Genomic DNA, 11,991 nt, shown 5'->3' with positions numbered 1-11,991 from the left:
CAGGTTATCTCCATGAAAGTTTCGTCTCCTAGACAGCGTTCCGACGGCTGATAAAGCCGAGGAGCGAGCAGTACAGGAGGCCACCTTGCTCAATCGCAATCTTCTCAAGACTGTCAGCGCCTGCGCGCTGATCGTCTTTCTCGCGGGCGAAGCCTTCGCCCAGCAAAATCTGCCCACGATCAACGTCGGCGCGAGCGTGAGGCGTGGGTCGCAACGATCCGACGCACGTCCTTCCGGACTCGCCAATGGCGCGCCTGCTGTCCCGGCCGTCATTGAGAACGGCTCCCCGATCCAGCAGACGACGGCCGGCCCGGTGCGCGGCTACCAGGCGCTGACGTCGCGCGCCACGCGGTTCGAAACGCCGATCAAAGAACTGCCAATGTCGATCGTGGTCATTCCGCGCAAGGTCATCGACGACCAGCAGGCCATTTCGCAAGCCGAGGTCTTTCGTAACGTTTCGGGCCTTCAGCCGGCGCCGCCTGTCTTTCCTGGCGGCGTCGGTCCGAGCCTGAGAGGCATGCGCGCCGAGCGTTATATTGACGGCCTGCCCAATTACTATGATTACGGCGTTCGCGATCTCCTCGCCAATGTCGAGCGCGTCGAGGTCATCAAAGGTCCCGCGAGCATTCTTTTCCAGGGCGGGCAGAGTCCGGTCGGCGGCGTCGTCAATATCGTCTCCAAATTGCCGACGCCGGAACGCTTCGCGGAGGCGGGGATTCGCGGCGGCGGCTACAGCTATGCGAGTCCCTATATCGACATCAATCAACCGCTCTTCGAAAACAAGAGCGTGATGTTCCGGCTGACCGCGCAATATGAAACGACGCGCTCGAATATCGACGTGATCCGCCGTCGCAGCTACACGATCAATCCCACGATAAAATTCGCGCCGACGGACGCGACGTCGCTGATCGTGCAAGGGTTGATTTCCCGGCGAGACCAGCCGGATTATCCGGGGCTGCCCGCGATCGGAACGGTCGATCACACCTATTATTCCGTCCGGCCGACAGCCTTTCTGGCCAATCCTGGCCTGCCGGCGACGACGACCAAGTCGTCCGGCGTCACCGTGCGCTTCGACCATAAATTTAACGAGACCTTCTCCACTTTCACGAGCGCGCGCTTCTCGTCGTCGAGCATCTACGAGCCCTCGCAGACGACGCTCGGCAATGAGCCGACCTTCTATCTCGATCCGACCCTGGCCTTTCTCGGCGGCCCCGGAGTCATTGGGAGTCCCAGCCAATTCTATGCGCTCAATACGATCATGAGCCAGCAAACCAAGGAAGTCTCCGTCACCTCCAATGTGATGACGAAGTTCGACGCCGGGCCGACGCAGAACAAGCTTCTGCTCGGCGGCGATTTCAATCGCGTATGGGATCAGGGCTATATGGCGGGAGCTAACGCCACGCCGCCAGATCCCAATATCAAGAGCATTCTGGACTTGTGGGGCCTGGGCGGCTTCGCGCCGCTGTATCCGATCCTCATCGACTTCCGGGCGCCGTTCTATCCGCCCTACGCCTATCCGCTCCCCGGGCAGGATTTTTACACGATCTTCAGCCGCGTCGATAACGCCTATCAAAACGCCGGCGTGACCGCTCAGCTTCAATCGACCATTTTTGACCGCCTGCATATTCTTGCCGCCGGACGCGTCGCCTTCATCGATATCTCTTCGACCGAAGCCGCGCTCACGCCGCCGACCAGATTCAATTCCAGCACGACGCAGTTCCTGCCGCGCGTCGGGGCTCTGCTCGACGTCACCGACTGGCTGTCGGTCTATGGAAGCTACGCACAGGGCTTGCGCCCGGTCACCTTCTTCAACGGCGCGGCGGGCGTGGCGCCGAAACCCGAAGGTTCGGAGCAATGGGAAGCCGGCGTCAAGCTCGACGGGCCAATGGGTCTCTCCGGCACGCTCGCCTATTTTGATCTGACGCGGACAAATGTGCCGCTGACGCCGCCGGGGACGTTGACGCAGCGGCAATCGGGCGAGTGGCGTTCGCATGGCTTCGAGGCGGATCTCGTCTGGCAGCCATTGTCGAACCTTTCGTTCCTTGCGAGCTACGCGCATATCGACGCCAAAGTCTCGAAGGACGAAAATCCGCGGTTCCAGAACGCGCCGCTCAATCTCGCGCCGCCTGACTCAGGGCGTCTTTGGGGTAACTACGCCTTTGACGGGTTCTTCAAGGGGTGGTCGTTCGGCGCGGGGCTCTACGCCGCCTCTGGACAGGTCATCGAGATCGGCCGCCCCTGGGCGACGGGCGGCTATGTCACGTTCGATGCGGCGCTTACCTTCAAACACGACAACTTCACCTTCGCGATCAACGGCAAAAACCTGGGGAATCAGCAATATTTTGTGCAATATCCCTACCTCGCGGGCCGCGTCATGCCGGGCGAGGGGAGGACGTTCTTCGCCAACCTTTCCGTGCGAATGTAGGAGTGACGATGACCGAACTCGATCGGCGCCAACTCGGAGAAGCGATCGCGGCCTTTGGCGCTTTGCTGGCGAGCGGCGCGGCGGCTGCCGCAGCCGAAGCCAAGCGCGCGGAATCCTCGCCGAAGCACGACATGTCGGACATGCCGGCAAACTGGATGGGGAAGGAGAAAATCGCCTTCCTCATCTATCCCGGCTTTACGGCGCTCGACATGGTCGGACCGCAATACATGCTCGCCAATCTGATGGGCGCGAAGGTCGACATCGTCGCCAAGTCGCTCGAACCGGTCCGTAGCGATACGGGGCTCGTCTTCACGCCATCCATGCGCTTCGATGACGCCTCTCCCGCATTCGACATTATTTGCGCGCCAGGCGGCTCGCAAGGAACGCTCGCGGCAATGCGCGACGATGCGACTGTGGCTTTCATTCGTGACGCCGGTCGCAAAGCCAGATATGTCACTTCGGTCTGCACGGGCTCGATGCTTCTCGGCGCGGCCGGCCTGCTCGACGGCTACCGCGCGACCTCACATTGGGCGACGAAGCCGCTTCTTCCCATCGTCGGCGCGATCCCGGCTGAAGGACGCTTTGTCCAAGACCGCAATCGCATCACTGCCGAAGGAGTCACGGCCGGGCTCGATTTCGCGCTATCCCTCGTCGGCCAATTACGCGACGAGAAATACGCTCAGGGCGTCCAGCTTCTCGCGCAATACGCGCCTGATCCGCCTTTTCACGCGGGGGAGCCTGAGACGGCCCCGAAGGACGTGACCAGGATGATCGACGGCATGTTCGTCGGACTAAAAAAGGAAATGCGATTGGCTGCGGCGGCTGCCTACGCAAAATCAAGAAGCTTGTGAGCGTCGCAGCGAATCTCGGTCGAGAATCCAAATCCTCAAATTACAGTGATTACCAATTGCAGGAATTCCTGCTCCATGTAGCAAGTTCCTCATGACCGCGCATCGCTCGCATCACGTCACCTTGCGCGATAATCGGCGCCAGCCGATCTTCGCCGAACGGATAATTTCAGCAATGGGCGTCATGTCACCGTAATCACCGTAACGTCCGACCGAATGGTTTTCTGGACGAGCTTCTTGCCGGAAAAACGACGGCGCCTCCTGGTGGACGGCATCAATAAACATCGCGAGCATAGCGCTTTTCCTGGCTCATTTTGGCCAGATAGGCGACCGCGGCGTCGGCATCCATGCCGCCATGCGTTTGCGCGATCTGTCGGAGCGCGCGATCGACGTCCTTGGCCATGCGGCTGGCGTCGCCGCAGACATAGAAATGGGCGCCCTCCTCAAGCCAGGCCCATAGTTCGGCCCCTTGCTCGATCATGCGGTCCTGAACGTAGATTTTTTTAGCCTGATCGCGGGAAAAGGCCGTGTCGAGGCGGTGCAGATAGCCGGCGGCCTGCACCGCCTCCAGTTCGTCGCGGTAGTAAAAATCCGTCGCCGCGCGCTGTTCGCCGAAGAACAGCCAGTTCCTCCCTTTGGCGCCTGTAATCTGGCGCTCCTGCAAAAAAGCTCGGAAGGGCGCGACGCCGGTTCCCGGCCCGACCATGATCATTGGCAGAGCCGGATCTTTCGGTGGACGGAAATGCACAGATTTTTGCAGGAATATTCCGGCTCCCGTCGTTTCGGCGCGATCGGCGAGAAAGGTCGAGCAGACGCCCCCGCGTTTCTTTCCGCCAAGGCCATAGCGGACCGTCGAAACGGTCAAATGCACTTGGCTGGGACAGGCCTTAGAGCTGGAGGAAATCGAATAAAAGCGCGGCTGCAATCGTTTGAACACGCCAAGCCAATCCTGCGGAGAGGCTTCGACCGGGAAATCGCGCAGAATGTCCACGATCTGCCGTCCCCAGAGCCAATCCTTCAATCGCTCTTTGTTCTCCTCCTTCAACAATGCGGGCAGATCGTCCGATTTCGACCGCTCCGCTGCGAATTTGAGCAAATCCGGCGTCGGTCGGGCGATTTCGTAATGCCGAAGCAGGGCTTCGGACAAAGGCATATCGCCTTTCTCCTTAACGGCGACAAAGCTTGACGCCGACGCCTTCATCACGGCCGTCAACTCGGCGACAAGCTCGGGACAATTGATCGGCCAGACGCCGAGCGCATCGCCGGCGTCATAGGAAAAGCCGGACTCCTCAAGATCGAAGGCGATCTGCCGGGTTTCCTTCTGCGCGCCTGGTCCATTCAGCAGCCGGTTGACCGAGATGCGCGCCTGAAAGGGCGTGGCGCGGCTGAAGGCCGGCTGCGCGGCGCACGCCGGCGGTTCAGCAACGTCACCCGCGGGCGCCGGCGCATGTGCGGGAGATAGAACAGGCGCTGCTGCGACCGGCGCCTCAGCCAAGGCGGCGACGACGGCGCCAAGCCAGCCGCTGGCGGCTTGCTCATGATCCGGCTCGCAATCGACGCGAGCGATCAGGCGTTGCGCTCCCAGCGCCTCCAGCCGCGCATCGAGCTTGCGGCCGAAGCCGCAAAACTGATCGTAACTGGAATCGCCGAAGGCCAGCACGGCATATTTCACTGCGCCGAGCTTCGGAGCGTCCTGGGCTTGCAAGGCGGTCCAGAACGCCGCGCCATTGTCCGGCGAATCGCCGTCGCCAAAGGTGCTCGCGAGGAGCAGGAGATACGGACGGCCGGTCAATTCGCCGACGGCCACGCCGTCCATGCCGGAGAGGTTCACGCCATGTCCCAGCGCGACCAGACGATCCCGGCATTTGGCGGCGAAACCTTCTGCATTTCCTGTCTGTGAGGCCCAAAGGACAAGAATTTCAGGTTTTGGCGGCGCCGTCGTCGCCTCGGCGGCGCAGAACGCCGCCAATTGCCCGCCTTTGGGCAATGAGCTTCGCGCGAAAAGACCGGCCAAGAGGCCGTCGATCAAATCCCGTTTCGGGGCCTGAAGCGGGGCGGACGCCGGGAGATATGGCACGCCGCCGCTCTGGCGCGACGCGTCATGACGTAAACCGCTCAGAAAGCCCTGAAGATAAGCTTTTTCCCGGTCGTCCAGAGTGATCGTCGGCGCGGCGTCGAGACCGAGAATGCCGGCCAGAGCATCGACGTTTTTCATTTCGAGTTCCTTGGAGGCGAGTTCCTTGGAGGCGAGTTCTTTGGAGGCGAGTTCTTTGGAGGAATGAATCGGCGCGGCCTCGCCAAGGTGAGCGATGGCGGGGGCGATCTCATCATTTTTCGGAAGGGAGACGGGATCGGGCTCGAGTCGCGTCAAGGCGACGGCGGAAATTTTGAAAGCGGGCTGCTGCGAGATCGGATCGACGGCGTCATTGGTGACGGCGTTGATCGCCAGATCGTCGCCGAACATGTCGTTCCAGTGGAAAGGCGCGAAGCAATCGCCCGATCGCACGCGATCGGTCACGACGGCCGGCAGGATCGCCCGCCCGCGCCGCGAGCGGATTTCGACGCGATCCTTGTCGCGAATGTTCAGACAAACGGCGTCTTCGGGATTGATTTCGACAAAAGGTCCCGGATTGAGCTTGTTAAGCGTCGCGACTTTTCCGGTCTTGGTCATGGTGTGCCATTGGTGCTGCAACCGTCCGGTGTTCAGCACCATCGGATAGTCGGCGTCCGGCATCTCCGCTGGCGGCAAATGGGGCCGGGCGAAAAAACGGGCTTTTCCCGTCTCGGTCGCGAAGGAGATCGTTGGCGTAGCGCCGCTTTCATTCAGGCGCAACGTCTGGCTGACGCCATCATTAAGATAGCGAATGGGGTTGCGGTCCCGATCGCTTTCGGGAGGACAAGGCCATTGCAGCGGTCCCTCGCGCAGCCTTTCATAGCTTGCGCCGCGAATGTCGTAGCCGGTCTTCGGATTCCAGGCGCGCTTGATTTCCTCGAAAATCTCCGACGCCGATTGATAGGCGAAAGCGTCGCCATAGCCCATTTCGCGGGCGACTTCGGCGATGATGCGCCAATCCGCCATGGCTTCGCCCGGAGGCCGGACGGCTTCGGTCATGAGCGTCATGTTGCGCTCGGAATTGATCATCACGCCCTCCGCCTCGGCCCAGAGCGCGCCGGGAAGCAGAATGTCGGCGTAAATGTTGGTCTCGGTGTCGAGGAAGACGTCCTGGGTCACCACAAGTTCGGCCTTTTTCAGCCCAGCGATGACCGTCTTGCGGTTGGCGACCGTCGCGACCGGATTGGTGCAGATGATCCAGCAGGCCTTGATTTCGCCCGCCGCCATGCGCTCGAACATGTTGATCGCGCCGCCCCCGAGCTGCGTGCGGAGGGTCCCGCGAGGGACGTCCCACAAGTCTTCGACGAAGGCGCGGTCCTTTTCGGCCAGAATCGAGCGTTGCCCAGGCAGTCCGCCGCCCATATAGCCCATCTCACGGCCGCCCATGGCGTTGGGCTGGCCGGTCAGGGAGAAGGGGCCGCTGCCGGGGCGGCATATCGCCCCGGTGGCGAGATGCAGGTTGCAGATGGCGTTGGTGTTCCAGGTTCCATGGACGCTCTGGTTCAGCCCCATGGTCCAGCAGCTCATCCACTCCTTCGCCTCACCGATCCAGTCCGCCGCCTTGCGGATGTCGGCTTCCGGCAGGCCGGTGACGTCAGCGACCTTTTCCGGCGGGTAATCGTCGAGAAAGGCGGGCATGTCGTCCCAGCCCTCGGTGAATTCGGAGATGAAGGCCGGATCGGTCTTGCCGCCTTTCACGAGCAGATGCAGCAGGCCATTCATCAGCGACAAATCGCTTCCCGGCTTCACCTGCATAAAAAGATGCGCCTTTTCCGCAGTGGCGTTGCGGCGCGGATCGACGACGATCAGCTTCGCGCCCGCCTTGACCCGGTCCATCATCCGCAGGAACAGGATGGGATGGCAGTCGGCCATATTGGCGCCGATGACGAAGAACAGATCAGCCTTGTCGAAATCCTGATACGAGCCGGGCGGACCGTCGGAGCCGAGCGACAGCTTGTAGCCGGCGCCGGCGCCGGCCATGCACAGGCGCGAGTTGGATTCGATATTGTTGGTTCCGATGAATCCCTTAGTAAGTTTGTTGGAGAGATATTGCGCCTCTAGCGACATTTGGCCGGAGACATAAAGCGAAACAGCGTCGGGACCGTCGCGATCGATGATTTCGCGCAGACGGCGCGCGGTCTCCTTGATCGCGGCCGCCATCGGGACCGGTCCAGGATCGTGCTTCCGTCCGTTGCGCAGATAGGCGCGATCGAGCCTCCCCGGCGCCGTGACCGGCTGTGCGCTGGAGCCGCCTTTGGTGCAAAGCCGCCCGAAGTTGGTCGGATGCTGTCTGTCCCCCGAAACCTTGACGATCTTGCCGTCGGCCACATCCATCACAATGCCGCAGCCGACACCGCAATAGGGACAGACGCTTTTGACCGAAGCCGCCGCGCCGGTCATTGGGCGCGAACCCGTTGGATATCGGCGGAGGGGAGATAAAGACGTATAAATCGAAGCCCAAGCTTTGTCTTGTTCGACATAAACAATCCTCGCGGCTCAACCCCGCCAAGGTTGCGGCTGCGAGAGCGATTCGTCGGCTAAGGTTTGAGCGCAGGTCAAATCGAAGCCGTTGTGTCTGCTTCCGCTGATATAGGAAACGAGACGTCACCCCCGCGCCATGCCTGCAATGGCTGCGCAACCGTGGTACGGGGTCTTCGTTGACCTGCGACGTGTAATTCAAATACCGTGCCTGAGAATTCGGGACGTCCTCGTATCCGCGAACGTCATTCGGGCCCAGACTCAAGTGATTGTCATAATTGGGATATTAATCGTTTTGAGGAAGCTTTTCGTCGGTTTGGGCTAAGGAGCCTGGCGGCTTGCGCGATGCCTATTCAGGCAGCGTTGTAGAAATTTTAGCCATCTGAATTGATGAGCGCGGCATGGAGATGTGGAACGCGTTTCCGCCCAAATGGCCGCGACTTCAGGCGCGCGCTTCGCCTCGCTATACTCCGCCAATGTCCGACCTCGACCCGCCGGAATCCGGCGCCGCACTCAGCAACGCCCCCGAAATCAGCGTCACGGAACTCGCCAATGCGCTCAAGCGCACGGTGGAGGACCGGTTCGGGCGCGTCAGGGTGCGGGGCGAGATTTCCAATTATCGTGGGCCGCACGCCTCCGGCCACGCCTATTTCTGCCTGAAGGATCAGGGCGCGCGGCTCGACGCCGTCATCTGGAAGGGAACCTTCCAGCGCATGCGCACGCGGCCGCAGGAGGGGTTGGAGGTCGTCGCCACCGGGCGCATCACGACCTTCCCGGGCAAGTCGTCCTATCAGATCGTCATCGAGGCGATGGAGCCGGCGGGCGTCGGCGCACTGATGGCGCTGCTCGACGAAAGGCGCAAGAAGCTCGCGGCCGAAGGGCTCTTCGACGAAGCGCGCAAGCGGCCCCTGCCTTTCCTGCCGCAGGTCGTGGGCGTCGTGACGTCGCCCACAGGCGCGGTCATTCGCGACATTCTGCATCGCCTGAGCGACCGCTTCCCCCGCCACGTTCTCGTCTGGCCGGTGCGCGTGCAGGGCGACACGTCCGCGGCGGAGGTCGCGGCGGCGATCGAAGGTTTCAATGCGCTCGCGCCGGGCGGCCCGCTCCCCCGTCCCGACGTGCTCATCGTCGCGCGCGGCGGCGGCTCGCTCGAGGATCTGTGGAGCTTCAACGAAGAGATCGTCGTGCGGGCGGCGGCGGCGAGCGCGATCCCGCTCATCTCGGCCATCGGCCACGAGACGGACACCACGCTGATCGATTTCGTCTCCGATTTACGCGCGCCGACGCCCACAGGCGCGGCGGAGAAAGTCGTGCCGGTTCGCGCCGAGCTTGCCGAACATCTCGCCGCCCGCGCGCGCCGCCTCGCGAGCGCGAAATCGCGGGCGATGGAGCAGCGTCGCACGCAGCTTGCGACGCTGGGTCGGCTTTTGCCGACCCCCGAGCAGTTGCTGCAGACGCCGCGACAAAGACTCGACCGCTCGACGCAGCTTCTCAAAGCGACGTTGCGCGCAAGGCGCGACGCGCGCCGTCTCCGGCTCGCGGAGCTGGCCCGCCTCCTCTCGCGGCATTCGCCGCAGGCGGAGCTCGCTGGTCAAAGGGAGAGGCTGAAAGGTCTCGGCGCGCGGCTGAGAGCCGGCTTCGACGCGAATGTCGCCCTCGCGCGCCACCAAAACGCCGGCGCGAGACAGCGCATCGATAATGTCGCCGCGCGCATGCGTCTCAGTTGGAAAACCCAATTGTTCCAGAAGCAGGACCGCGTCGAACGTCTCGGCCGCCTGCTGGACTCATTGAGTCACAAAAAAGTGCTCGAACGCGGCTTCGCCCTTGTGCGCGACGAGCATGACGCCCTCGTCCGCAGCGTCGCGCAGGCGCTCCCCGGCGCCGCGCTGACAATCGAATTCGCGGATGGCCGCATCGCCGCGCGCGCCGGGCAGACGGATGCGCCGGAGTCGCCATCGGCCGCGAAGCGCAAGCCTCGGAAAAATGGGGGCGGCGAACAGGGCTCCCTGTTCTGATTTACTCGAAATGCATCTGGAAGGCGACGATGCTGCGCTGCATCGGCGCGCGGGGCATATAGCAGAAGGCGTTGGTCGAGAGGCGCGCCTCCTGGCAGTGCTCGTGACCCTCGCTCCAGTCATAGCCGAGATTGTCCATGCAGGACTTGATCTTCTGCTCGATCAGCCGCGGATTGGCCTTGCGTTCCATTGGGAAGTCGCGCTCGACCTGAAACTCGCAATCGGTGACGTCGATCTTCTGGCCCTCGAAATAGCGGCCGCTGGCCCCGCTCGTGACGAACATGGCTTCGGTCGCGAGGATCAAGGCGAGGCCCGCGATGAGGGCGATCTTCTCCTGCGTTTTGGACTTCAAATAGTGAAGGTCGAAGAGCGAGAGAACGCCGATGACGAGCAGGCCGCCGCCGACGATCAGCGTTAGCGGCGACAGAAACGGCGCAATCCCTTCGTTCATCTGATCCTCCCCAATGAGCGCCGCATCCTAATGTTAGTCGCGCCGGCGCGATGGGCAAGAAGGTTGCGGCTTTTTGACAGCTTGACTACCTTTTCTTGACAAACGCCACAGCGACTTTGTCGCCAAAAAACAGCGGCTCCGCCGCCAGAACTCATCTTGGGGATGGACAATAGCGGCCAGCAACGCCCTTGCGTTCGCGGCGATTTTCACCCTCGCCGCCGCCTCCGCCTGCTTTTTCGCCTGCCGACCGACGGACGAACGCGCCCGGGCGGTTGTGAACAATCTGATCCGGAAAATCAAAGCGCCCTTCACGCTCGTCTCCTACGAGACGACGCGTAGGGCGGATTTCGACATGATCGCCGGGGAGATACGCGGCTATGAGATCTTCTTCAGAGCGACGGCGCTTTTCCCGCAGGGCGCCAATCTCGATTGCGCGCCGAAGGCGGCGCAGCGGCCCGCCGATTGCACGGAGGACGCTTACTTCTCGCTCATCCGCCCCACCTGCCTGGCCGATCTCCGACCAGCGCCAGTTCGTCGAGCCGGGCGGCGCCCGGAAATTCGACGAGGACCTCCGCTTCGCGGAGCTGAAAGGCGGCTGGAAAGGCGCGGATGGCGTCGTCTACAAGCCCTGAGCAGGGCCATTCATACTTTATTAACCAATTAACCGTTTATTAATGAAAGGAATAATTCGCTCAAATGTGACGGGTTCCACACATCCTCGATAAAGGTTGATGGAACCTTCGCTTAACCCTGCGGGACTAGGACTGACCGCAGTCGGTCCCTGTAACAGGAGTTTTCCATGCTGGTTTCCGCCGCGGCCCGCTGCGCCAAATTTGCTGTCGCCCTTTCGGCGGCTTTGGCCATGGCGGCATGCGCGAAGAACGCGGCGGAGGAAGCCGGCGACCTCGCCGGGGGCGGCGCGGGCGGACCCGGCGGACGTGGAGGCGTCTCGCGCAGCGGCCTTCCGGCGACGCCGGGCAGCGCCCAGGATTTCGCCCAGAATATTGGCGACCGCGTCTTCTTCGAAACGGATTCGACGGAGCTGACTTCCACGGCCCAGGCGACGCTGGACCGGCAGGCCGAATGGCTCAACCGCTACGGCCGCTACAGTTTCTCGATCGAGGGTCACGCCGACGAACGCGGCACGCGCGAATATAACTTCGCGCTCGGCGCCCAGCGCGCCGAAGCCGCCAGGAACTACCTCGTCTCGCGCGGCGTCGCGGCCTCCCGCATCCGCACGGTGAGCTACGGCAAGGAGCGTCCCGTCGCCACTTGCGACGACATCTCCTGCTGGTCTCAGAACCGCCGCGCCGTCACTCTGCTGGCGGGCGGAAATTCCTGACGCGAGGGCAAACAGCGCTTGCGTCGGCGGCGCTGTTGCGGCAATAAGGCGCGCGCTTCGGCGCCGCAGGAGTGTAGCTCAACTGGTAGAGCACCGGTCTCCAAAACCGGGGGTTGGGGGTTCGAGCCCCTCCACTCCTGCCAATAAGATCAAAGACTTAGATAAAAAATTCTCCTGGCGATCTCAGCCAATGCAACTCTCCGCGTAACAAACGATTCCCTTGCTCCCTGCCCTGTGGCGCTTTGCTGCCGCCCACGCCGTCGAAAGGCGCTGCGACCAGAGCCAATCTGGTCTGCGGCGCGCGCTCGAGCGACGTGTG

7 protein-coding genes and 1 tRNA gene are annotated in these 11,991 nt (G+C 62.3%); 5 read left to right on the top strand and 3 right to left on the bottom strand.

Going from position 1 to position 11,991, the window contains the following annotated elements:
* Window positions 1-85: 85 nt before the first annotated feature.
* A complete protein-coding gene (locus MMG94_RS01555) occupies window positions 86-2,425 on the top strand; it encodes a TonB-dependent siderophore receptor (RefSeq protein WP_016918892.1) in 2,340 nt (779 codons plus the stop codon).
* A gap of 8 nt (window positions 2,426-2,433) precedes the next feature.
* The gene (locus MMG94_RS01550; RefSeq protein WP_016918893.1) at window positions 2,434-3,276 is read left to right on the top strand and encodes a DJ-1/PfpI family protein; all 843 of its coding nucleotides are present in this window, start codon (window positions 2,434-2,436) and stop codon (window positions 3,274-3,276) included.
* A 111-nt stretch (window positions 3,277-3,387) separates the two neighbouring features.
* Here MMG94_RS01550 and MMG94_RS01545 read toward each other — a convergent pair whose 3' ends face one another.
* Both MMG94_RS01545 and MMG94_RS01540 read right to left on the bottom strand, forming a co-directional pair.
* Window positions 3,388-3,567, bottom strand: coding sequence for a hypothetical protein (locus MMG94_RS01545; protein ID WP_154420094.1), 180 nt, complete (start codon window positions 3,565-3,567; stop codon window positions 3,388-3,390).
* Complete coding sequence (locus tag MMG94_RS01540; RefSeq protein ID WP_016918894.1) at window positions 3,548-7,786, bottom strand: sulfite reductase subunit alpha; 4,239 nt, start codon at window positions 7,784-7,786, stop codon at window positions 3,548-3,550. The genes MMG94_RS01545 and MMG94_RS01540 overlap by 20 nt, the downstream gene beginning before the upstream one ends.
* A gap of 554 nt (window positions 7,787-8,340) precedes the next feature.
* Between MMG94_RS01540 and xseA the strand changes: the two genes are divergently transcribed.
* Window positions 8,341-9,879 (top strand): exodeoxyribonuclease VII large subunit, encoded by a 1,539-nt coding sequence (gene xseA / locus MMG94_RS01535; protein WP_026016090.1) that lies wholly within the window; start codon window positions 8,341-8,343, stop codon window positions 9,877-9,879.
* 1 nt (window position 9,880) lies between these two features.
* On the opposite strand, the gene MMG94_RS01530 is transcribed toward xseA, so the two are convergent.
* A complete protein-coding gene (locus MMG94_RS01530; RefSeq protein WP_016918897.1) occupies window positions 9,881-10,330 on the bottom strand; it encodes a hypothetical protein in 450 nt (149 codons plus the stop codon).
* 799 nt (window positions 10,331-11,129) lie between these two features.
* Here MMG94_RS01530 and pal point away from each other — a divergent pair.
* Window positions 11,130-11,672: a peptidoglycan-associated lipoprotein Pal gene (gene pal / locus MMG94_RS01525; RefSeq protein ID WP_016918899.1), complete on the top strand. Its 543-nt coding sequence runs from the start codon at window positions 11,130-11,132 to the stop codon at window positions 11,670-11,672.
* A gap of 67 nt (window positions 11,673-11,739) precedes the next feature.
* Window positions 11,740-11,815 (top strand) — tRNA-Trp (locus tag MMG94_RS01520).
* The last annotated feature ends 176 nt before the right edge of the window (window positions 11,816-11,991 follow it).

It is taken from the genome of Methylocystis parvus OBBP (assembly GCF_027571405.1).
Taxonomy (GTDB): domain Bacteria; phylum Pseudomonadota; class Alphaproteobacteria; order Rhizobiales; family Beijerinckiaceae; genus Methylocystis; species Methylocystis parva.
The sequence above is the reverse complement of the archived record's forward strand: the minus strand, read 5'-3'. Positions and strand labels throughout refer to the sequence as shown.